At 60.1% G+C, this 22,255-nt stretch carries 24 protein-coding genes, 1 tRNA gene and 1 pseudogene; 6 read left to right on the top strand and 20 right to left on the bottom strand.

What is annotated here, in order from left to right:
* Positions 1–53: 53 nt before the first annotated feature.
* Both ACZ9DP_RS17470 and ACZ9DP_RS17465 read right to left on the bottom strand, forming a co-directional pair.
* Positions 54–1,382, bottom strand: coding sequence for a sigma-54-dependent transcriptional regulator (locus ACZ9DP_RS17470; RefSeq protein ID WP_476203035.1), 1,329 nt, complete (start codon positions 1,380–1,382; stop codon positions 54–56).
* Positions 1,379–3,172, bottom strand: a complete 1,794-nt coding sequence (locus ACZ9DP_RS17465) for a sensor histidine kinase (RefSeq protein WP_476203034.1) — start codon at positions 3,170–3,172, stop codon at positions 1,379–1,381. Before ACZ9DP_RS17465 ends, ACZ9DP_RS17470 begins: the two co-directional genes overlap by 4 nt.
* 191 nt (positions 3,173–3,363) lie before the next feature.
* Here ACZ9DP_RS17465 and ACZ9DP_RS17460 point away from each other — a divergent pair, with 191 nt between their 5' ends.
* Entirely contained in the window at positions 3,364–4,026 is a 663-nt protein-coding gene (locus ACZ9DP_RS17460; RefSeq protein WP_476203033.1) for a sulfite oxidase-like oxidoreductase, read from the top strand.
* Here the strand turns inward: ACZ9DP_RS17460 and ACZ9DP_RS17455 are convergent.
* From ACZ9DP_RS17455 to ACZ9DP_RS17445, 3 genes are all read right to left on the bottom strand, one after another.
* Positions 4,011–4,649, bottom strand: coding sequence for a hypothetical protein (locus ACZ9DP_RS17455; RefSeq protein WP_476203032.1), 639 nt, complete (start codon positions 4,647–4,649; stop codon positions 4,011–4,013). The genes ACZ9DP_RS17460 and ACZ9DP_RS17455 overlap by 16 nt on opposite strands.
* Before the next feature lie 87 nt (positions 4,650–4,736).
* The gene (locus ACZ9DP_RS17450; protein ID WP_074069565.1) at positions 4,737–5,453 is read right to left on the bottom strand and encodes a CbtA family protein; all 717 of its coding nucleotides are present in this window, start codon (positions 5,451–5,453) and stop codon (positions 4,737–4,739) included.
* Positions 5,454–5,465: 12 nt separating this feature from the next.
* Entirely contained in the window at positions 5,466–5,675 is a 210-nt protein-coding gene (locus ACZ9DP_RS17445) for a CbtB domain-containing protein (protein WP_239597110.1), read from the bottom strand.
* A 211-nt stretch (positions 5,676–5,886) separates the two neighbouring features.
* Here ACZ9DP_RS17445 and ACZ9DP_RS17440 point away from each other — a divergent pair, with 211 nt between their 5' ends.
* Positions 5,887–6,444, top strand: a complete 558-nt coding sequence (locus ACZ9DP_RS17440; protein ID WP_476203031.1) for a histidine phosphatase family protein — start codon at positions 5,887–5,889, stop codon at positions 6,442–6,444.
* Positions 6,445–6,826: 382 nt separating this feature from the next.
* Here ACZ9DP_RS17440 and ACZ9DP_RS17435 read toward each other — a convergent pair whose 3' ends face one another.
* Entirely contained in the window at positions 6,827–7,162 is a 336-nt protein-coding gene (locus ACZ9DP_RS17435; protein WP_074069568.1) for a hypothetical protein, read from the bottom strand.
* Positions 7,163–8,147: 985 nt separating this feature from the next.
* Here ACZ9DP_RS17435 and ACZ9DP_RS17430 point away from each other — a divergent pair.
* A complete protein-coding gene (locus ACZ9DP_RS17430; protein WP_476203030.1) occupies positions 8,148–8,591 on the top strand; it encodes a DNA adenine methylase in 444 nt (147 codons plus the stop codon).
* Between the two features lie 43 nt (positions 8,592–8,634).
* Here ACZ9DP_RS17430 and ACZ9DP_RS17425 read toward each other — a convergent pair whose 3' ends face one another.
* The 4 genes from ACZ9DP_RS17425 to ACZ9DP_RS17410 all read right to left on the bottom strand — a co-directional run bounded on the left by ACZ9DP_RS17425 (position 8,635) and on the right by ACZ9DP_RS17410 (position 10,040).
* Entirely contained in the window at positions 8,635–8,832 is a 198-nt protein-coding gene (locus ACZ9DP_RS17425; protein ID WP_022715719.1) for a hypothetical protein, read from the bottom strand.
* 223 nt (positions 8,833–9,055) lie between these two features.
* Positions 9,056–9,274, bottom strand: a complete 219-nt coding sequence (locus ACZ9DP_RS17420) for a hypothetical protein (protein ID WP_156886475.1) — start codon at positions 9,272–9,274, stop codon at positions 9,056–9,058.
* A complete protein-coding gene (locus ACZ9DP_RS17415; RefSeq protein WP_022715721.1) occupies positions 9,271–9,477 on the bottom strand; it encodes a hypothetical protein in 207 nt (68 codons plus the stop codon). The genes ACZ9DP_RS17420 and ACZ9DP_RS17415 overlap by 4 nt, the downstream gene beginning before the upstream one ends.
* 302 nt (positions 9,478–9,779) lie before the next feature.
* On the bottom strand, positions 9,780–10,040 hold the full coding sequence (locus ACZ9DP_RS17410) for a hypothetical protein (protein ID WP_476203029.1): 261 nt from the start codon (positions 10,038–10,040) through the stop codon (positions 9,780–9,782).
* Positions 10,041–10,467: 427 nt separating this feature from the next.
* On the opposite strand from ACZ9DP_RS17410, the gene ligD reads away from it, so the two are divergent.
* The gene (ligD, locus tag ACZ9DP_RS17405; RefSeq protein WP_476203028.1) at positions 10,468–11,511 is read left to right on the top strand and encodes a non-homologous end-joining DNA ligase; all 1,044 of its coding nucleotides are present in this window, start codon (positions 10,468–10,470) and stop codon (positions 11,509–11,511) included.
* A gap of 221 nt (positions 11,512–11,732) precedes the next feature.
* On the opposite strand, the gene ACZ9DP_RS17400 is transcribed toward ligD, so the two are convergent.
* The 9 genes and pseudogenes from ACZ9DP_RS17400 to ACZ9DP_RS17360 form a co-directional block, all read right to left on the bottom strand.
* Entirely contained in the window at positions 11,733–14,273 is a 2,541-nt protein-coding gene (locus ACZ9DP_RS17400) for an NAD-dependent epimerase/dehydratase family protein (RefSeq protein WP_476203027.1), read from the bottom strand.
* Between the two features lie 352 nt (positions 14,274–14,625).
* Positions 14,626–14,799 (bottom strand): annotated as a pseudogene (locus ACZ9DP_RS17395) (ATP-binding protein); the annotation flags it as partial.
* 372 nt (positions 14,800–15,171) lie between these two features.
* Entirely contained in the window at positions 15,172–15,390 is a 219-nt protein-coding gene (locus tag ACZ9DP_RS17390; RefSeq protein WP_246763239.1) for a hypothetical protein, read from the bottom strand.
* Positions 15,391–15,454: 64 nt separating this feature from the next.
* A complete protein-coding gene (locus ACZ9DP_RS17385) occupies positions 15,455–16,021 on the bottom strand; it encodes a hypothetical protein (protein ID WP_476203026.1) in 567 nt (188 codons plus the stop codon).
* A gap of 376 nt (positions 16,022–16,397) precedes the next feature.
* Positions 16,398–16,474 (bottom strand) — tRNA-Met (locus ACZ9DP_RS17380).
* Positions 16,475–16,606: 132 nt separating this feature from the next.
* Complete coding sequence (gene mnmA / locus ACZ9DP_RS17375) at positions 16,607–17,806, bottom strand: tRNA 2-thiouridine(34) synthase MnmA (RefSeq protein WP_476203025.1); 1,200 nt, start codon at positions 17,804–17,806, stop codon at positions 16,607–16,609.
* Positions 17,803–17,961 carry a hypothetical protein gene (locus ACZ9DP_RS17370; protein WP_476203024.1) on the bottom strand — a complete coding sequence of 53 codons (159 nt, stop codon included), beginning with the start codon at positions 17,959–17,961 and terminating at the stop codon, positions 17,803–17,805. Before ACZ9DP_RS17370 ends, mnmA begins: the two co-directional genes overlap by 4 nt.
* Positions 17,962–17,967: 6 nt before the next feature.
* On the bottom strand, positions 17,968–19,068 hold the full coding sequence (locus ACZ9DP_RS17365; protein ID WP_476203023.1) for a mechanosensitive ion channel family protein: 1,101 nt from the start codon (positions 19,066–19,068) through the stop codon (positions 17,968–17,970).
* Positions 19,069–19,207: 139 nt separating this feature from the next.
* Complete coding sequence (locus tag ACZ9DP_RS17360) at positions 19,208–19,591, bottom strand: hypothetical protein (RefSeq protein WP_476203022.1); 384 nt, start codon at positions 19,589–19,591, stop codon at positions 19,208–19,210.
* A 98-nt stretch (positions 19,592–19,689) separates the two neighbouring features.
* On the opposite strand from ACZ9DP_RS17360, the gene ACZ9DP_RS17355 reads away from it, so the two are divergent.
* Positions 19,690–21,021, top strand: a complete 1,332-nt coding sequence (locus ACZ9DP_RS17355) for an erythromycin esterase family protein (protein WP_476203021.1) — start codon at positions 19,690–19,692, stop codon at positions 21,019–21,021.
* 2 nt (positions 21,022–21,023) lie between these two features.
* A complete protein-coding gene (locus ACZ9DP_RS17350; protein WP_239597085.1) occupies positions 21,024–21,692 on the top strand; it encodes a phosphoribosyltransferase in 669 nt (222 codons plus the stop codon).
* 114 nt (positions 21,693–21,806) lie between these two features.
* On the opposite strand, the gene ACZ9DP_RS17345 is transcribed toward ACZ9DP_RS17350, so the two are convergent.
* Complete coding sequence (locus tag ACZ9DP_RS17345; protein WP_476203020.1) at positions 21,807–22,229, bottom strand: MerR family transcriptional regulator; 423 nt, start codon at positions 22,227–22,229, stop codon at positions 21,807–21,809.
* Between the last annotated feature and the right edge of the window lie 26 nt (positions 22,230–22,255).

Here is a 22,255-nt window from a genome sequence, read left to right as displayed (position 1 = left end):
GGTCGATTCGGACACAAACGGGTTTAGCGATGTGTGGAAATCCACCCATCGAACTACTCGGAAACGAGCAGCTTCTTGTCCAGGCCGTATTTCTGCATCTTTTCGTACAATGTCTTGCGGGAAATCTGCAGCGACTCGTAGACCGGTTTGAGGCTGCCGCCATGTGCAACAAGGGCGCTCGCGATCACGCTGCGCTCGAACTCCGCAACCCGATCGGCAAGGCCGCTCACCTCGCCCAGCTGCCGCTCGCCGTCGAGGCCGAGCACGAAGCGGTCCGCTGCATTACGCAATTCGCGCACATTGCCAGGCCAATCCCGCTGGGCGATGTCGGAAATCACCTCGGGCGGCACTGTCATCTCGTCGCGGCCGTAGCGTGCCGCTGCCTCGCGGACGAGCTGGAGGAACAGCAGCGGGACATCCGGCCGCCGCTGCGCCAACGCCGGTACGTGCAGTGTTACGACATTCAGCCTGTAGAGGAGATCGGCGCGGAAACGTCCCGCAGCGACTTCGGCTTCGAGATCGACCTTGCTGGTCGCAATGAAGCGAACGTCGAGCGGCACGACCTCGTTCGAGCCGAGGCGGGAAATGACCCGCTCCTGCAGCACTCGAAGAAACTTTGCTTGGAGGTCAAACGGCATCGATCCGATCTCATCGAGCAGGATCGTGCCGCCGCGCCCGTGCTCGAACTTGCCGTAACGCGGCCGCACCGCACCGGGAAAAGCACCTGCCTCATGGCCGAAGAGCTCGCTCTCGATGAGGTTCGCAGGCAGCGCCGCGCAGTTGATCGCGATGAACGGCCGGCTCGCCCGGGCACTGATGTCATGCAGCGCCCGGGCAACGACCTCCTTGCCCGCGCCGGTCTCGCCAACGATCAGCGTATCGGCGTCGCTCGCCCCGATTGCCCGGATACGGTAGCGTAATTCCACCATCACCTGCGTGCGGCCCGGCAAACGCGCCTCGATATCGTCGCGCTTTCCGGCGACGGCCTTGAGCAGCCGGTTTTCCAGCACCAGGCTACGCCGTTCCATGGCCCGCCTTATCACTCCGGCCAGCATCTGCGGCGTGAACGGCTTTTCGATGAAATCATAGGCGCCTTCGCGCATCGCCTTCACTGCCAGCTGCACGTCGCCATGGCCCGTAACGAGGATGACAGGCACTTCCGCATCGATCTCGCGGATCTTCTGCATCAAAGTCATGCCATCGGTGCCCGGCATGCGGATATCGCTGACGACGACCCCGGCGAAGCTATAGCCGATCAGCTCCAGCACATGGTCGGCATGGGAAAACGTCTCGACGTTGAAACCCGAAAGCTCCAGCGCCTGCGCCGTCGACCGGCGCAGCTCTTCCTCATCGTCCACCAGCAGGATCTTCTGTTCGCTCACTCTGCCGCCTCCGGCATTATGCCCGTCGCCGATTGCAGATCGATGCGGAACACGGCGCCTCCCTCCGGATGATTGGAGGCCGCCAGGCTGCCGCCGAAATCCTTGATGATGTTGTAGGAGATCGAAAGCCCGAGCCCCAGTCCCTTGCCGACGCCCTTGGTCGTGAAGAAGGGATCGAAGATGCGCTCGGCAATCGCCGCCGGCACGCCCGGTCCATGATCGCGTACCGTCAGCACCACCTTGCCCTTTTCTTCGCAGGCCGTCACCTCAATCCGCCGGTCCTCGATCCCTTCGACGGCATCGGCCGCGTTCGAAATCACATTGACCAGCACCTGCTGCAAGCGAACGGACCCGGCGCGGACGACGGGTGGGCGGATGCCAAGATCGACCCGCAGGTCGGCATCCGCCGCCTTCAGCCGCCAGGCGATGATCTCCAGCGTATCGCGGATCGCCTCGTCGAGCGGCACCGGGCCGAGCTTTTCGTTCGGCTTGCGCGCGAAGTTGCGCAGATGCTTGCTGATGGATGCCATGCGGTCGATAAGCCCGCCGATGCGCTGGATATTGTCCTGCGCTTCTGCAGTCCGCCCGCGGTCCAGGAGCACGGCCGCGCTGTCCGTATAAGTCTTTGCGGCGGCAAGCGGCTGGTTGAACTCGTGGGACAGTGCCGCCGACATCTGGCCGAGACCGGCAAGCTTGCCTGCCTGGATGAGATCGGCCTGCGTCTGGCGAAGCTGTTGTTCGGTCAGCCGCCGCTCGGCGATCTCCTCTTCGATGCGGCTGTTGACGCGGGCAAGGTCGGCCGTGCGCTCCTCGACGCGCCGCTCCAGCTCGTTGCGCGCTTCCGCCTGCAGATGCATGCGCTCGTTGAGGCGCATCCGCCGCTGCCGGAGAATCGCGATCGCCAGCCCGGCGATGCAGAGAATGAGGAAGACGGCGCCAAGCGCGGTGCGCGCCTGCGTGCGAATGGAACCGGTGTCCATCAGCACGTTCACAGTCCAATCCTCGGCCGGCATATAGTGCGAGAGCACCAGATATTCCTTTTGCACACCTTCTTCGACAAGCGACATCAACTCATGCTCGTCGAAATGGCTGCGCGTGATCGGCAGCGCGGTCAGCCTCGCATTCGCGTAGCGGCGGGACGCTCCGGTACGCGCGATGCGGTCTGAGGTCAGGGGCAGAATGCCGTTATAGAGCCAATCCGGCTTGCCCGACATGAAGATGATGCCCTCGGGGTCCGATACGAAGATGCGGTATTCCCCGCCGCTCCACGAAGCCTCGATCATGTCGATATCGACCTTGAAGACGATGACGCCGCGGATTTCCGCCCCTGCATAGATCGGCGAGGCAAAATAATATCCGCGTTTCAGCGAGGTGGTTCCGAGCGCGTAGAACCGGGACTGGCGCCCGGCAACAGCATCCTGGAAATAGGGGCGATAACTGAAATTCTCGCCGACGAAGCTGCCCGGAAGGTCGAAATTGCTTGCCGCAATCGTCTCGCCATCCGGCTTGATCACATAGATATCGGAGGATTTCAGAAGCCCGTTGATTTCCTTGAGATAGAGATTTGCCGCATCGCGCAGCGCCTGGTCCTGCGGGCGGCTGACCAGTTCCTTGATGTTGTCGTGATCGGCAATCAGCGCCGGCAGCGCTTCATAGCGGTTCAGGTGGCCACTGAGCGCGGAAACCGCGAGCCGCAGCGCAGTCCCCGCCTGCGATGACGCCTCGCCCATATAGGCGCGTGTTGCCACCGCCCCGCCATAATAGAAGAACGCGAAGACGACGAACGGCACCGAAAACAGTGCGGCTATCAGCCTGTATCTGGACGACAGGTCCGCCTCCTCCCCTTCCTGCCTCCTCTCCTGGGAGGCATACCCGACGCTACAAGTCTAATGACCGGATAACGGATTTCCAAGAGGCGCCTTGCCTTGACTCACCCTGAGCCCGGATGTCCTATTGCGCCAACGCGATGAGGACACCCCGCATGAGCGACGAGCAAACCCCCGCCGACAGCAAACTCACCACTTCGAAGCGCCGCTGGGCCGCCGAAGGCAAGTTCCTGACAGGTCGCATCAGCCGTCCGGAAACCGAGCGCCTGCCGCCCGGCCAGCATCTCGTCAAGAACTGGCCCGTCCTCGATCTCGGCCAGCAGCCGGTCATCTCGCTGGACACATGGCGTCTGGAAGTGCGCGGTCTCGTCGAGACACCGCTGGACCTCACCTGGACGGCCTTTCAGGCGCAGGAGCAGAGCACCAAGGTCAGCGACATTCACTGCGTCACCACATGGTCGCGCTATGACAACAAATGGAAAGGCGTTTCGACACGCGATCTTCTCGATCTCGTAATGCCGAAGCCGGAAGCCAATTACGTCATGCTGACGAGCTATGACGGCTATACGACCAACCTGCCGCTTTCCGATTTCGCGGCCGAGGATGCGATCCTCGCGACATCATGGGAAGGCCTGCCGCTGACGCGCGATCACGGTGGCCCCATGCGCTTGGTCGTGCCGCATCTCTACTTCTGGAAAAGCGCCAAGTGGCTTCGCCGCATCGACCTCATCCCGGCCGACGAGGCCGGCTTCTGGGAAAAGAACGGCTACCACATGTACGGCGACCCATGGCGCGAGCAGCGCTATACGGATGACTGACCGCGAAGCAGGCGCATGGCCGCGAAGTACACGCCGAAGAGAATGCCCACGAGCGCCGATAGCGACGCCATGCTTGCCGCGTGGATCGGGATTTCGCTCCAGCGCGGGCGCACGATATCCGCCGTGTTGAACGCCTCGCCGCTGAAACGGCAGGTGATCAGCGAAAGCCCGCCCAGCACCATCTCGGCATCGGCATCCGCAATGATCGCCGATGCGGCCTCCGCTTCCTGCGGCATGGCGCGCATGGCGATCAGCACGGCCTTGGCCGCCGCCAGATAAGCATGGGCGCATTCGTTGAACGGGCTCCGCTCATCGGTGACGCTGCCGGGCATCCGCCCCCAGAAGCAGTAGGAATACTGGATCTGCGCATAGTTCAGCACGCGCCTGAACGGTTCGTTCGTATCAGTCGCCTGCGAGGCGAGATCGATGATCCGGTGCCGATAGCCGGCGATGACCGCCATCTCGCCATGCGAAATTTCGGGGATGGGGATGCCGGCATGGCTGCCAGCGGAACTGCTGCTGTGCGCTGAAGCGTTTCCGGCGGCGGAAAAAAGAAGTGCTGCCAGACCTAGTTTCGCCAGCCCTCGCTTCGCGCAATTTCGATAATGAGATTGCCGCAACATTGCCAAGCTTTCCCTCATCCCTGTGACACACAGGAATGAGGAGTTCTCTTTTGACGAGCCACGACGAGGCAACGCACCAAGCCCGGATTACCGGAATGCCGGACGCAGTCGCTTTTCCGCCAGCACGCCGAAGACAATCCCAAGCGCCGCCCACAGAATGACATGCATGCCGAGCGAGGCCGTGCGAAAACGCCAGAGCACCGTGGCCGAATAATTTTCCGGCACCTCGTTGATCGGCGGCAGCAGGTACTGAACCAGGCCGATGAAGACGAGATAGGCGGCACCTGCGAGGATCGCCGCATTCCAAATGCCGAAGCGGGCAGAGAGATTGCGCGCCAGCGCCACTGCGGCAATCAGCGAGGCAACGGAAACGACGATCATCAGGAAGAACACCTCGGTGCGCACGCCGATCGTATCGGGATTGCCGACCGCAGGCGGGTTGGCGGGGTACTTGATCGCCGGAACGAGAACGATCGCAACAAAGGCGGCAAGCGCGATCACTGCGGCCGTGCCGCGAGCGTCGAGCCGGCTGAAACGCCCATGAACGAAGGCGAAGGCAAGAGCAAAGAGGCCGCCAACCGCAATCGCATAGGTCATGACGCCGGTGAAGAGGCCGAGACCGGCCTGTGTGGCGCGACTGACGAGTTCCGGTTCAGCGGTTTCACCTGCGGCCTGGGCAGCGGCTTCTTCGAAGGCAATCGCCTGATCGACCAGCGGCTCACCGAATGTATAGGCAAAGACAAAAACCAGGATGCCAGCGATCACCCCCGCGAGCATGCCACGGAGCAAAAGATTTCCAACCATGTCTGTCGTCCTTTAGTGGCAGGGGAAGCCGAGAAGGTGGCGGCCGTCATGCACGAATTCGTGGACGTAGCCGCCGGAAAACAGCGCCGTGGCGCCCTCTTCCGTGCCGACGAAATAGATGGCGATGATCATCAGCAAGCCCCCGAAGATCGCCCAGGGCAGGATTTCTCCTACCGGGATCGGTGCGGGTGCTGCGATGGGCTGAAGAGCGGTGTCAGACATGTTTTCCTCCTGGAAGACGCGTTCAGTCGAAAGAGCGTTGTACGGTAGGGTCTGACTTCCAGCCTGCTTTCGCATCCTGGTCACAGTGGCGCGACCGCGCCGGATTTTCACCGGCTTCCAAACCCGCAACATGATCGTTATATCTGCGCGCGGAGAACTGTCAACGAGACTTGATCTCGCTCCCCATCGCATTTCCGGAGATCGAAGGAACGTGCATACCCGGCTCACCTGGATCTGCCACGGCCCGACAAGCGCTGGTCGCAATGGTCGCTTCCCTCTCGATGAACCGCTTGAAGAAAGCGCCTTCGCGGAGACGCGGGCAATTGCCGGTCGGCTGCAGCGCGCCGATCGAGTCCTGACAAGTCCGGCGCTGCGCGCGCGCCAGACTGCCGAAGCGCTCTCGCTCGGCTCTCTTCCCGATCCGCTGCTTGCCGATTGCGATTACGGCAGGTGGGGTGGGATGGCGATCGCCGATCTGCAAATGCAGGAGCCTGAAAATCTGCTCGCCTGGATGAGCGATCCGGAATCGGCCCCGCATGGCGGCGAAAATATTAGGCAGCTCGCAGGGCGGGCAGCCCAATCGATGGACACGCAATCGGTGCTCGGCGGCCACGTCATCGCTGTCAGTCACGCCGCGCTCATCCGCGCTGCGATCCTGAACGTGCTTCAGGCGCCGCTTTCCTCTTTCTGGCTCGCGGATATCGAACCGTTATCCATCATCCGCATGACCCATAACGGCCGCCGCTGGGCGCTTCGCTTCGGCGGCTGAAGCCGCTATATCGCTAATTTTTCAAGGAATAAATTAGATCAGCCTTACGCAAGCAAGTTGCGTCATAGCTATTGAACCCGGTTTACCGGGCGCTAAGTCCTTGCCCCGAGGAGACCGGCCATGACCTATGATTGGAGTGGGGAGCGTACACGGCGCATGCGTCTTTTGCGGATCGCGACCGCCGTTATTCTCGTCGCCCTGGTTGTCAGCATTCCGTTGCTGATGACATAGGCGAAAAAGGCGAGCAGCCGTCAAACTGCTCGCCTTTCTTTAGCTCTATCGAACGGGAACGCGCACAGCACTCTGCGATCAAGCGATGATCGCCAGGATTTTCTGGACTGTCGGGACATTCCTTTAGTGCTTGCCCTTTAGTGCTTGCCCTTTAGTGCTTGATAGTCGTCCCGGTCACCGACACTGGATCGCTGGCCGGAAACGTATCCTCGAGCCCCTCGTCAAGCTGCTCCTCGAGGGTCAATCGATCATGGGACGCGCGCGCGCTCAGCCTGACGCTCATCGTTTCCCCCTCCGGGGCCTTGGAAGACGCGATTTGGCTCATCAGCTCCTTTGCCTTTTCTATGGCATTCTGCCGATTGAGCGAGCGTTCAGCGTCGTTCTTCAACTGGACGGAAACGATCTCGCCGCCGTCGCCGACGAATTCGACCGTAAAGCCAGCCTTCCCGCCGCCAATGGGGGTAACCTGTGTTCCAACGACCTGCATTGGGGATTTCCTCTCTTTGAACGCCAAAAGGAAAACGAAGATACCGCCGGCTTGGTTCCAAGCATTGAGGATTCAGCGCGGCTACAGCATTGGAGCGCCCGACCTGAGCGATAGATGAAGTTTTGTACCGAAATCAGGAACGTCTACGATTTGTCGCATGCCTCGTGGAAGGCGAAGGCATGAGGTCGACATCTGTCGCGCTCAGTCCCGGTCACTTTTGACCGCGTAGTCGCTCATTTGCCCATACCTCTCGCTCGGATATTCTGGCAGCCGCCGGGCGCTAGTTGTTCCGATCCTTTAAGCCATTAAGCTTCGATGGCGGAAGGGGCTGGAAGAATTATTTCTCGGCGCCATTTACTGAATTCTAATAAAGGCAATGGAGTTTAGGAGCATGGCTCGGTGAGGTCCCACGTTTTATCAGCCCGAGAGACGTCGAAATCGAAGGCAACGGCGATATCGACACGCTGAGAAAGCCGAAGACCTCGCCGGTCATGCTCCTAAGCAGCAAGTGGCCGAGTGCCCCTATGACTTCCGTGGCGTGGCACACGAGACATATTGCGTGTCCTAACACGCGATGCGTGTGATGACGCATTGGGAAAAGAAGCCCCGCAAGGGGACGGGGCTCAAGATATGATGAGCAGCGCCCTAGAGCGGGCGACGTCGGAAAGTACGCTTCATAGCTCGCATCTTCAAGATGCAGAACTCAGGCTCAAAGCTGCGTCTATGGCCAAGTCTCCTCGTTCGAAGCCTCTCCTTTCCACCGAAAGGCCTCTCCGGCGGCGTGCATCGACGGCAAACGATCGCCTGCGCCTGCTGGTTAAGATGATTGTGGCCGTGCGGCATGTCGTCTACGCGGAGCCTTTCGTGGGCATGGGCGGCGTGTTTTTCAGGCGAACCAGAGTGCCGCGTGGCGAGGTGATCAACGACCGCAACGGCGAGGTGGTAAACCTCTTCCGGATTCCTGCAGCGGCACTGCCCGCAGTTCATGGACACCCTGAAATTCCAGATCACCAGCCGGCGGGAATTCGAACGCCTCAAAAGCTGCGATTCCGCCACTTTAACAGACCTCGAATGCGCGGATCGCTTCGTCTATCTGCAGAAACCCGCCTTCGGTGGAAAGGTCGAGGGGCAGAATTTCGGTGTCGATACGACCGGCCGGGCACGCTTTAATCTCACCAGGCTGGCACGGCTCCCGGACGACGTCCATGAACGCCTCGCAGATGTCGCAATTGAGAACTTGGATTGGCTTTACCTCGATCCGCCGTATTTCGGCAGCGAAGGCGACTACGGGAAAACGCTGTTTGGCCGGGAGCAGTTCGAAGTCATTGCGGAGCCCTCGGTCGCATCAAAGGCAACTCCATTCTGTCCAGCAACGACGTTCCGCAGATCCGCGATGTATTCAGCCTTACCTTCGCAGAAGCGGAATTGACCTGATGCGATCTAAGTGGCTGCGGCCATAGTCGCGCGAAGGGCTAGTCTTCTGACCTTCCGAAGTGCCCGCCATGGGCTTCATCGTAACGGTGGAGCGCATTCAGATAACCTGAAAGCGCTTCTGCTAGCGGACGCGACAAGCCTGTCTGGAGATGGCTCTTCCAGGTGGCTATCTCGTCGGTGTCACTGTCGACAACACGGTATTTGGCGTTCCCCTCTGCCTCAATCCGATACTTCATGACCCAGTCACCCAGCGGGTTTTGATGATGAACTAGACATCGCCAGAACGGTTTCAACCGCCCTTGTAAAACAGTTCGAGCGGCGAAGCGGATTAATTAATCCGGCCTACTTGGTTCCAACATCTTGTCTCGAAAGGAGAGCGAGCCACGCGCTTAGGGGCGCTCACCGCTTCTTCCAGCAGAATGACAGACGATCAAAAGAGAGCAAATTAGCTAAAACGGCTTAGGCCCTCGTACCTTCGGCGGAGGCGCCGGGTTCTCCGGAAGCCGAATGCCTCTTTCTCAGGGCATCGATAATCTCCATGGCGGTCAATTCATCAAGACGTCTTAGCGGCAGAGTTTCAGCAATGACAGCGACCTTGTGCGTCTGCGTATCGACAATCGACCAACTGCCATCCCCGTCGCGTCTGGCGTAATACTGCGGGCGTATTCGCATATTCACGTCGGCCTCTGCCTCTCGGTCATGCTCACGACTAGCTGTTGCAAGCTATCTTCGATAGTGACGCCGTGCTGATAGAAATAAATGATCTGGCTTGCGAGTTCGACGCGCTCATAATCGCTCGTTATGTGCCCGGTAGCGCAGATATCATCGAAGACTCTCTTGCAGATCTCAATATCTTCGGTAGCGAAATAGCCTCTGCTCATGCTCGGTTCCCTAAACTCCTAAGAATTCTAAGAGAAAAGCCCCGCCGGAAGCGGGGGTAAAGCGACCTTCACGAAAACATATCGTGGCAAGGGCTCGTCTAAGAGAGGGCAAAGCGAGCCCAAGCCACTGGCTCAGTACTTAGGGATCATCCCGCAGCACTTGAGATCACGCAGCTTCAGCGACTGGTGGGAAGATGAAACGCGTGATCGCAATAAACCGGCAGGGGAAGGAAAAGTTCCCGAGTGATCGGCCCCGCCTCTAAATGAGGCATCGGGCGACCGCCGAGCATTCAATACCGATATTATCCGTAGACGGGTCGAGCACCGCGCTTGCACTTGATCTCTTCTTTGTACTCTCCGTCGCCCCATTTCCGCTTAATCTTACATCCTCCGCGACGATACTCTTCCTTGTATGCTCTTCGTTCGTATCGGGGTTCACCATAGTAGCGATCGGAATGCCACCGCCCATGGCCGCTTTCGTCCTTCCAAGGACCGGCCGATGCGTCGCCAGCACACATGGTGAGTGCCACGCCCGCTGCGGCAGCGATGGTCAGCATCTTCATGGCTCGCACTCCTGCTTCCCGGTCCTAGATCAAAGCTGTACTTGATGGCTTCGTTTCGACGATCGATCCTGAACGCCGGATGAAGAGAAAATCGGTTACCGTCCATGCAGCTCGTTGATCTTCTCCTATGGCTCTTCGACCTTTCTCGATGCCTCTCGCGCCGTGGGTGCCCAGCCGTTGGTGCGGCAGGATGCTTTGCCTCTGCCAAGGGATGGTGTTGATGGCCCATCGTCACTGGCGGGCGCGCGATCGGCTGGTTAGGTCGAGATAAATGCGCCCGAACTGCAAATCTCCATCCAAAGAAACAATGTCCTGGTGGCCCTCGCCGAGCCATGTCTCTCGCCATTTGTATTTCGGCTGATATTCTTCCGTCGTCATTGCCTCAAATTTCGTTTTCTTTTTAAGCATTCCCTGATGTAACCATCAGATGGCCAAGTCTCCAGCTTCAAAGCCGCTGCTCGCATCCGATAAGCCGGTTCGATCCCGGCCGCGCAAGCCACGCGATCCAGCGCAGCCGAACCTTCCCCTCGATCCCATGCCGGACCGCATCGAGCCGTGCCTGGCGCTTCTTAAGCCGAAGCCGCCGAGGGGCGAGCAGTGGGTTTACGAAATCAAATGGGACGGGTATCGCCTGGCGGTGCATATCGAGCCTCAGCGCGTGCGCATCATCACGCGCGGCGGCCATGACTGGACGCATCGTTTCCCCGCGATCGAGCGGGCCGCCAAGCAGCTCGGCGTGGCGACAGCGATCCTCGATGGCGAGGCAATCGTGGTGGATGAGCGTGGCCGGTCCGATTTCGGGCTGCTGCAGCAATCGCTCGGCGGCCGGGGTGGCAAGCGGACTTCCGGCGAAGCGCTCTTCGTGGCGTTCGATCTGCTCTATTTCGACGGGCATGATCTGCGGCAACTGGAGCTTTTTTCGCGACGCCATCTGCTCGAAGGGCTGATCATCGATCGGGAGGGCGCCATTCGGCTGTCGGAGGAGTTCCAGGCGGACGGCGACAGGCTGCTGGAGCTTTCCTGCGAGCATGGGCTCGAAGGCATCATCGCGAAGGATCGCCGTAGCGAGTACCGCTCCGGCCGCCTCGGCGACTGGGTGAAAATCAAGTGCCTGCAGAGCGACGGCTTCGTGATCGTTGGCTATGAACTTTCCACGGTCGCGCGGGCCGGCATCGGCTCGTTGCTGCTGGCAGCGCGCAAGGGTGACGGCCTGGTTTATGTCGGCAATGTCGGGACCGGCTTCAACGAACGCACGGCGCAGGAGCTGCGCGAAAAGCTCGATCGGCTGAAGGTCACGAAACCGCCGGTCACATATGACGGAAGGCGCAAGGGGCTGGTCTGGGTGCGGCCGACGCTGATTGCCGAGATAGAGTATCGCGCGTGGACGCACGATGGGAAGCTGAGACATGCCTCTTACAAAGGTCTGCGGGATGAAGAGGACGACGCCACGATTTATGTGCTGGACAAGTAGTCCTGACCCTAGCCGGCCCTTTGGGTAATGGTGCGCCGAAACGTAAAGTTTTTTCAGTCCCGTAAACTCCCGATTGGAACTTGAACCGTATATGACCTCCTCGCAGAGGGGGAACGTCTTCCCACCGGCGAGCGGTTTCACGGAAGACTGAGCTTTCATCGCGGCCGGCGGCGCCCTTACATTGGCGCGCGACACGCTGCAAATGCAGCATCTAAACATTCTTACACGATCAGCCGGTCCCAACTGCCGTAGTGCTCTTCGCTGCGCTTGCCGCGCGGCAGGCTGAGCCCGATCAGAAACAGGCCGGCGGCGACGTCGCCCGCGGTTCCGAGACTCGTTGCGCCCTCGAGCACGAACGGCGATGCGGCGATCCAGGCGCCGAGCAGCACGTTCAGGAAACGCGCCGGGCGGGCGACTTCGGCCATGGCGGTGACGGCGACCAGGATCACCAGACAACCGAGGATATGGTCGTTGAAGTAGAGCGGCGGCGCCGTGCCGAAGACAAGCGGCGAAAACATCAGGAATGCGCCGATGGCGGTGCTGGCGACGAGCGTCCAGGGGAAATTGACGCCGCCGGTAACGAACTCGCGCAGGATGGCCGAGGCGGGACGGTCGAGATCAGGTTTGGGCGTCTGGTCCTCCGACAAGGACGGACCACCGCGCCAGAAGGTCCGCCAGAATAGCTCTCCCGCGCGTTTTGCGCCATAGAGGTATTGGCAGCTCGCCAGCACCTCGTCGATCGAATAGGGCACGAGTACGACGGTGACCGCCGCCTGGACGATACACAGCGTACACAACGCGCCGATCAGGGGCGGCTGGATGATGATGAAACTGACGCTGACCACTCCCAGCGGGATGATCAGCAACCCGAAAAGCAGTACCATCCACGGCATGGTGCGCCAGCGGCGGCGATCGCCGATCGCGCCCGCCAAAATATCGAGGACGTAAGCGAACGCGCCCAATCCCGCATCCGCTATAGGGAATCCTTTCGACACCCATGAGGTCACCACCGCTTCGCTGCCATTCTCCATCGGAGACGCGCCTGGCCCAAAAAAAGGATCCCATAAACCATCGATATGGCCGAGCTGAAAGGCGGCGAGATAGCGCGACACGAAAAGCCCGACAAAAGCCAGCGCAATGATCGGGAGGCGCTGGGTAAAGGTTGACGGCGAATAGCTCCACCCCAGCGGCAGGTCGTCGTCGGCCGCCAGGGCCCGCCGGCTGATTCCCGGCGTCGGCGGAACCATGACGGCAAAGGCGACGATCAGCATGCCGATCAAGGTATCGACCCCATACGCGGCGGCGCTCGTCGTCCAGAAGGCGAGCGGCGCAAACAGCACCCAGACGCCCACCGCGGCCGTCAGCCACTGAGCCCAACGCCAGCGCCGATACATTCCCCAGAGAGCGAACGCTATGATGAGAAGCCCCGAAACGATCTCGCTTACGCCCATCCACGCGTCGCGAATTTCGGGCGCAGCGATTTCGTGACCGAGTGCCGGAGGAACCGGCGCGGCGCCGGGATCGAACAGGCCGTAGGCAAACGGCGAAACGATCAGCCAAAGCCCGAGAACCGCGTTGGTGAGCGGCGCCCACAGCGTGAACGACCGATGCCGCTCCAGAGCCGCGTCGACCTCCTCTTTGCTGCGTTCCAGCGGGCCGCGAAGCCGCTTCTCCGCCGCTTCAAGTTCGGGTTCCGAGGCGGCAACAGCCGATGGCTCAAGCTTGTTCCTGGCATACCAGGCGGTCGGATCTGCCTTTAACCTGCCTATCATCTCAGGCAAGGTGCCGGTCAAACTATGGCGCGACTTCCAGCCGAGCAATGTCCGCGCGCGCGAAATGTCGAGCTCGTAATGATCATCAGAATTCTCGATCATCCATGAACGGATATCGGCGTCTGCACCCAACACCTCGTCCTGAACCCAAGTGCCGAGCTTGACGATCCCTTTCGGCAGCGAGAGCGTGCGCCAGGTCTCGCCATGGACCAGTTTGCCGATACGCTCCTGCAACTCCTGATAGGAGGCAGTCTCCTCCTCACCAATCAAAAAGGCCGTTTCGTCGGGGAGGTCCGCACGGCGGTCCACGACCCGGACGACCGCGTCGACGAGATCGTCGAGGTGCAGATAAGGCTGTCCATGAGTGATATCACCGGTGAACAGATATGCGGTCGGCAGGCGTTCGAAGATGCGGGCGATCTGCTGTGCTATGAATACCGCCCGGCAGTCCTCGTCGTAGACGCCGGCCAGCCGCAGTATCACCGTCTTGATGGGGCCCCGCCGTTTTGCGATCAGCGCTTCCGTCTCGGCCTTCGATCTGGGATAGGCCCAGGGCGGGTCGAGCGGCCAATCCTCGTTGATCTTGACGCCCTTTTCCGGGCTTGGGGCGTGCACTAGCAAAGTACTGGAGAAGACGAACTGGTCGGTTTCGAACGTCCTCAAGGCATCGAGCAGCCGCCGCGTGCCCTGTACGGTCACCGCGTCGTATTTCGGATTCTCTTCCCCCGTTGTGTCGTAGTAAGCGGCGAGATGGATCACCGATGCAATGCGGTCGCCGGCACGCTCGCGGATCTTCTCCATTGTCTGGGCGACGCCGTCGTCGGAGGTGAGGTCGATTTCGAGCGTGTCGATCCCCTCGCTCGGACTCTTCGGCTGCGCGACATCGAGGCCGATGACGCGATAGCGACCAAGCAGGCCGCGCGCGATCGCCTGCCCAAGAAAGCCGCTGCTGCCGGTAATGAGAACGGTCGGAAGACTTCTGGTCCGCATCGAGGCCCTTTAGGGTTGGTTCCCTTCTGCAAACTCCTGCTGGCGCGACAAGGTTCCTGATTGGCGAGAACTAAACGGAGCAAAAAGCGGACCCGCGGATGCCCCATGCTGGCGCCAGAACCCCAGTGCACGAGAATGCTGGCGGCGCGACTCGACTGTTCGCGTCGCCTTCAAAGCGAAACGAGAGGCTTTCGCAGCGCGCAGACCACCCGGCAAAAACATCCTCCAGCAGCAGGCCCGCTTCGATGCGGATTTCAGATTGATGGGACACTGAATCCGCTAAATCGCGGACGCCCGTTTCACTAATTCCCGGACAGTTGGCCGGGATCGAGCTTGGCTCACCTGGTTGGTGTTAGGGGTTATTGATTTCAACGTTCTGTGCGTCGGTCAAGAAAGGCTTGCTCTTTTGCCTTCGCATACTATCGCCCTCGAGGTTGAACCGATGCGCGTTATGGACGATGCGGTCGAGAATGGCGTCGGCGATGGTGGGTTCGCCGATCATATCATGCCACTGCGCGACAGGCAGAGGGACAGCTTCTCGCTCTTAACACGGATCTCGGCAAGCGCATTCACGCGCTCAAGTCTGCCTCGGTGTTGGATGGTCTTTCCATTGGCTTCCGGCCGAAGCGCACCCGCACCGGCAGCGGCTAAGTGAGCCGCTATTTGCTCGAGGTCGATCTGCGAGAGCTATCGATCGTCGACGAACCCAGCAACGATCTTGCGCGCATCGCCTCCTTGTCACCTTCCGACGCGGCTTTTGGCCGGCTTCGGGATGCGCTCCAGAACGTCAAGATTCGTCGCTTCAGACTCATGATGCTGCGTTCGAAAAACTTAAAGCCGTCATGCTCGACCTCGCGTGACGAGGCCGCCCCTTCGATGTCTGCAGCATCCATGTATTTCACATAGGCCGCTTCCGCTTATTAGCGCTGGCCTTGTCCTTCACGACCTTATCAAGTTGCTCTCTGTTCAAGAGAACATCAGTCTCTCCTGGCTTGCCGTCGGGATGGCTGAATTTCATTCCCTCCTCTGCCGGCATATCGAGTGCCTGTTGGGCATTCATAATGCCAAGCGGGACGCGTTTACCGTCGACCTTTACCGTCGCCTCGACGATCTTCATATCTCGCACTCCTTCTCTAAGGCAAACGCTGGAAGGAGTGCGATCGTTCCGATAGCGCCAGCGACTATTCCGCGGGCTCTTCGTCTTCTGACACGCGGTCAGTCTTCTTCAGCAAAACAAGCTCATCAGATTTCGTCTGATTGTCCGTCGTGACGGTCGCTGTGGTCATTTTTTTGTCGACGGCCGCGTTGTTCTTGGCGTGGTAGGCGCAGTCGGCAAACGCGATTGGAGCGGATAGGCCAATGGCCGCCGCCATTATTAGAAGCATCTTCATGGTCTTCTCCTTCTGGCTCGCGGCAAATCCTAACCTACAATCCACTGCGCTCGAAATCACAATCCTGTTCCGGGCGCAGCTGCCGACTCGTCCACTATAAACACCAATGAAACGGGTCATCGGCTCCCCTATTTTTGTCACCAGGACACCATCCTCCATCCGAGCGGTGTTTGCTCGCACAATGACCGGCGAGCCGGACATTCCACTGGTGGTAGCCGTGTCAACGCGAAAAAGCGGAAGCTCGTCAACCCATAAGTCCGGTTCCGAAGCAATCGTGCCTCGCTTCCAGAGCGGAGTTCCGACGACCACCACAGCGCCAGAAAAACCGCTGCGACTCACCACCGGGGCGGTTTTCATTCGTGTGGCATACGCGAAAGAAAGACCGCCTCAACCTGGCCAGTCGAGACGGTCAAGACGGATGCGTTATCCGTCGGCCACGGTGCGTGGACGCCGAAGCCACCGAGGCGCTGCTGCTCGCCTCATCGGGGGGGTGGGGGGAAATAATGAGGCGATGAAGGGAACCTATCAGCAGACGGCACCTTGCGAAATTATACAGAGGTTGTCCGAATCTTGGGCGCAGGTATGCGGCGTCCAAACGTGTTGCATCCGTGTTGCAAGTAATAAACTGCAACACATTGAAAAGCTCGGAAATGCGCTGTTTTAGCTTGCAACACCGCAACACGGTGCGCTCAAGCTACCGTTTCAAATAAGTCAACAAAATCAGGAAGTTGACTGGTAGCGGAGGAGGGATTTGAACCCCCGACACAAGGATTATGATTCCTCTGCTCTGACCTACTGAGCTACTCCGCCACTGGTCAACGATGCCGTTCGCGAAGCGACGGCTCGTGGGATGAGCGGCTTATAAGGTGCGGTCCGGCTTGGTGTCAAGCAGGTGACATCAAGAAAACGGCGAGCTTTGTTGCACGCCGTTTCGCGTCCGGTTCAGGCGGCGACGGGTCTGGAAAGCAGGGCCTTCAGCGAGGCTTCGGCCGCCGGCTCGCGCTCTGAACGCTCGACAAAGCCGCCGCCAAAGACGCGGGCGTCATCGCCCGGCGCCGAATAGAGCGCGCAGGCCTGGCCGGGCGCCACGCCGGCTTCGCCGACGGTCAGGTCGACATAGATGCCGCGCGCATCGGCACGGAGAATGGCCGGTGCCGGCGCCCGGGTAGAGCGAACCTTCGCGTAGCAGGCAAAACCTTCGCCGGACGCAGCTTCGGAAAGCGGTTCGTCGCCGAGCCAGTTGAGGTCGCGAAGATAGACGCGGTGTGTCTCCAGCGCTTCCTTGGGACCGACAATGACACGGCGGGAGCGCGCATCGAGAAAGACGACATAGAGCGGCTCGCCGGTCGCAACGCCGATGCCGCGGCGCTGGCCGATCGTATAATGAAGGATACCGTCATGGCTGCCGAGCACGCGGCCGTCGAGATGCACGATCTCGCCCGCCAGCGCCGAGTTCGGCTTCAGCTTGGTGATGATATCGGAATATTTGCCCTGCGGCACGAAACAGATGTCCTGGCTGTCGGCCTTCCTGGCAACGACGAGCCCCATCTCTTCGGCAAGCCTGCGGGTCTCGGCCTTCGGCAACCCGCCGAGCGGGAAGCGAAGATAGTCGATCTGCTCCTGGGTGGTTGCAAACAGGAAATAGCTCTGGTCACGATCGGCATCGGCCGGGCGGTAAAGCGCGCGGCGGCTGGGGTTGCCGGATGCCGGATTCGGGCGCGAACGGATGTAATGGCCGGTCGCCAGCGCATCGGCGCCGAGTTCCTTGGCGGTCGCCAGAAGATCAGCGAACTTGACGGTCTGATTGCAGGACACGCAAGGGATCGGCGTTTCGCCGGCGACATAGCTTTCCATGAAGGGATTGATGACGGTGTCGCGGAAGCGCTTCTCGTAATCGAGCACGTAATGCGGAATGCCGAGCGTTTCGCAGACGCGGCGCGCATCGTCGATGTCCTGCCCGGCACAGCAGGAGCCGGCGCGGTGAACGGCCGCGCCATGGTCATAAAGCTGCAGCGTGATACCGAGCACATCGTAGCCCTGGCGCTTCAAGATGCCGGCAACGACGGAACTGTCGACGCCGCCCGACATGGCGACGACAACGCGCGTATCTTCCGGCTTCTTGTCAAAATCCAGTGTGTTCACGGGTGCTGCCAGTTCAGTGCTTGTTTCGCCCCGCCGTTTGCCCTGCAAATGCGGCGGATTTCCTGCTCTTCCGGCAGGCTCGTTCGCCGGGCTTTGGTGGCCGTGGATATAGAAAGGATTGCGGCTTCGCGCAAGAGGCGGGGATTTGCAGCCACGCCGCGCTATTCCGCTGCCGCCTTGCGCCCTCTCTCCTCCCGGCCCTCCAGCATCGCTCTGAGCTGCGGCAAGGCCTGCGGATATTCGCGTTGGATGAAATCGATCAGCTTTTCGCGGATTTCGCAGCGCAGATCGAAGGTTCGCCCGGAATTCGAGGCTGAGGCGAGGATGCGGATTTCCATGACGCTCTCCCTGAAATCGGTGACGGCGACGTTGGCCACCCTCCGATCCCAGAGCTTGGAGCCAGACAGTATCTCCTCCGCCTTGGCGCGGATCGCGGAAACCGGCACGCTGTAGTCGAGATAGATCATGACCGTGCCGATCAGCGATGCGCTCTCGCGCGTCCAGTTCTGGAACGGGTTCTCGATAAAATAGCTGAGCGGCAGGACGAGGCGGCGCCAGTCCCATATTTTCACGACGACGTAAGTCGAGGTGATCTCCTCGACATTGCCCCATTCGCCCTCGACCAGAAGCGCATCGTCGATGCGGATCGGCTGCGTGATCGCAAGCTGAATGCCGGCGAAGAGATTTTTCAGGACCGGCTGCAAAGCCAGACCGACGACGATGCCGGCAACGCCGGCGGATGCGAGCAGACTCACCCCATATTGCTTGACCGCGTCGAAAGTCATCATGCAGGCGGAAATCGTCACGACGACGATGATCATGTCTGCGATCCGCTCGATGATCCGCGACTGCGTGACATGCTTGCGCGCGAGAAGATTGTCCTCGGCGTCCAGCTTGAAGCGCCGCAGATAGACCGTCATCCAGATATGCTTGGCGGTCTTCGCCATCCAGGCAACGAGGATGATGAAGGCGATCAGCAGCACGTGACGCAGCGTCGAGGCCTGATATTCCGTGAGCGGTGAGATCGTGGCGGCAAAGCCCAGCGCCGCAGCTAGGATTGCCAGCCGCGCCATGCCCTCGAGCCGGGAGACAAGCGACCGCCAGAAAAGATCGTGTGAGGCGACGAGGCGTGTGAGAAGCCGGAAAGCCACGCGATGGAAGAAAAGCGAGAACGCCACCACGATAGCGAAGGTGCCAATGCTTGCCACCCAATCAGGCAGCCAGATGCCTTGGCCGCGAATATCGTTCACAAGGTCGGACATCAACCGGCACTTAGGGTGCATTGCAATATGGAAAAGGGTAAAAATTCATGCGACCGCTTGCAGCGCAGCAAGGCCGCGGAGCCTTTCGATGCGAGATCTGAGCCGTTGACGGCGATGCGCAGCTTTTAAGTGCCGTATATCAATTCTTCGGTCTGCGCCGTGGCATGGTCCTGCCGAGCAGATAGCTCTGGATTTCCCCGAAACCTCCTACCTGAGCCTCTTGAGCTACTTTTTTGTTTCGACACCTTCGGCAGGCGTCGCGCATTGAAGCCCGGAGCGATGCCGACTGCGCGGATGATGGCGAGAATGCCGGCATCGCTCTCGATACCGGCCAGAAGCTGCGATCGAGCTTAATCTTGTCGAAGGCGAAGGCGAAGGCGCGAAGATAGCTGGAAACATCCGGCTGGTTATAGAGGAAAAAATAAATAAAATCAGTATCATAGATCGCCTGAACTTTAGGCGGAAGAATGTTGATTAGGCAATTGGAAGCCGTTTGATGCCGCAGGAACAATCCCTGCGGCAATTTGTTTCTAGTGAGACGATACGGAGCCAACGAAGGCGTCGAACCGCCCTTACGAACAACGCACAAATAACCGATCACATTTCGAAAAGGAGGCTCATGTGACTCTCCTGGAACTTAAACCGAACCAGGCGGACGGCATCGCGCATGCAATTCGCCATGCATGCGAACTGCTGCCTGATCCCGCTCATATGATCGAATTCGGCGTCTTCTTCGATCCATATATCGACGGCTCGAAGGTCGTCCTCCTCGGCGAGGCGTCGCACGGCACCGCCGAGTTCTACCAGGCGCGCGCGGCAATCACCCGAAACCTTATCGAAAATCACGGTTTCAACATTATCGCCGTCGAAGCCGATTGGCCCGACGCCGAAAGGATCGACCGGCATGTGCGCCACCGGAACGTGCGAACCTACGACGCAGAGTCGTTTATACGTTTTCCCGATTGGATGTGGCGGAACGCCGAGTTCGAGCAGTTCGTCTCATGGCTGCGCAGCTACAATGAGAGCCTCGCGCCGGATCGGGGCGTCGAATTCCGCGGCTTGGATATCTACTCACTGAATAGCTCGCTCAAAGCCGTGCTCGATTACCTCCAGCGTATCGATCCCGAGGAGGCGATAGAAGCCCGCCGCCGTTATGCCTGCCTGACGCCATGGCAAGAGCGGCCCGCGGGCTATGCCCATGCCATCCTTTCCGGCGTTCAGGAGGAATGCGAACCGGCCGTCGTCGCACAGTTGCAGGAACTGCTCGCCCGCGAGCTCGATTATGCCGCCGCTGACGGCGAGGACTTTCTCGATGCAGCTCAAAATGCGCGTATCGTCGCAACCGCCGAACACTATTATCGGGCGATGTACCGGAGCGGCAACGATTCCTGGAACCTGCGCGACAAGCACATGTTCGAAACGCTCCAGAAGCTGATGGAGTATCGGCCAGATGCAAAGGCTGTCGTATGGGCCCACAATTCGCACATCGGCAATGCGGCTGCCACCGCCTTGGGCTGGGACGGCCAGTTCAACATCGGTGAGCTTGCCCGGATCGCCTATGGCGAGGAGGCCCTTCTCGTGGGCTTCGGGACGGACCGCGGTACTGTGGCGGCCGCCGACGACTGGGATCAGCCGGTAAAAGTCAAGACCGTCAATCCTTCGCGTCCGGACTCTTACGAGCGTGTATTCCGGCAGACCGCGATACCGAGATCGCTGACCGACCTGCGCGGAACCCGCGATCGGGCAGTGCGCGAGATATTGTCGGAACGCCGACTTGAACGCGCCATCGGCGTTGTCTACCGGCCGGAAAGCGAATTCTACAGCCACTATTTCGAAGCGGTGCTTCCGGAACAGTTCGACTGCTACCTTTGGTTCGAAGAAACGAAAGCCGTCAATCCGCTTGCTGCCGTGCGCCCGCACGGTGTGCCCGAAACCTATCCGTTCGGACTGTGACGATGCAGAGCGCTCTCCGCTTTCACGATCGTGCCGACGCGGGCAGAAGGCTCGCCGAGGCCATTGGCGCACGAAGCGATGACCCGGTCGTGCTCGGTCTGCCGCGCGGCGGCGTGCCTGTGGCATTCGAACTCGCGCGCTGCCTGCACGCGCCGCTCGATATCCTCCTCGTCCGCAAGATCGGGGCGCCTGGCTATCCGGAATATGCCATCGGCGCTGTCGTCGACGGCAAAAATCCACAACGTGTGATGAACGAAGACGTCCTTGCCTATTGCGGCGCGTCCCTCGATTATTTCGAGAAAGAGGCAGCCCGCCAGCTCGAAGAGATAGAGAGGCGCCGAAAGGTTTACCTCGGCGATCGCCCACCGACTGATCTTGCGAACCGGAGCGTCATTCTCGTCGACGACGGCATTGCCACCGGCGCATCGGTAAAGGCTGGATTGAAGGCGCTCCGCCAGGCGGGTGCGGCCCATATCACGCTTGCGGTTCCGGTTGCGCCGCGGATGGTAATCGAGGAACTGAGGGCGCAAGTCGACGAAGTCTTCTGTCTATCCGCGCCTGAAGACCTCCAGGCGGTCAGCCTTCACTATGACGATTTCAATCAGACCAGCGATGGTGAGGTCACCGAGTTGCTTGCAAGGACTGCCTACGGCGACCTCCCGAAGGGCTGAGGCGATTGAGGCTTCAGCACCACTTCTCCACGTTCTTGCCAGTCCAGTAGTGAGGGCGATCGGTATGGACCTTGACCATGCGATCCCATGAGAAACGATCTGCGCCGTTTAAGTTCAGTGGTGCGGATGCATGCACTGGCCGTGATCGGCAAGGACTTCGATGACCCGGCACTGATCCACACGGCCGTGGCCGCAGCCTTCGACCATGATCTCCAGCTCGGCTTTCAATGCCATGAGGCTGCGGATACGCTGGTCGACCTCGATGAGCCGCGCTTTGGCGATCGCATCGGCTGAAGCGCAGGATTGATCGGGATCATCCTGCAGCGCCAGCAAGGTTCGGATGGAACCGACCTCGAAGCCGAGTTCGCGGGCATGGCGGATGAAGGCAAGGCGGCGGATATCGGCAGGTTCATAGGAGCGCTGGTTGCCGTCGCTGCGGCTGGGCGCCGCCAGCAGCCCTATGCTCTCATAGTAGCGGATCGTCGGAACCTTCACCCCGCTCTGGCGGGCTGCATCGCCGATCGTGATCTTTTTCATGATTTTCCTCTTGCACCTCTAGTCGC

The sequence above is a fragment of the Rhizobium sp. USDA 4016 genome, from assembly GCF_056279705.1.
This window is presented reverse-complemented; position numbering and strand designations above follow the sequence as displayed.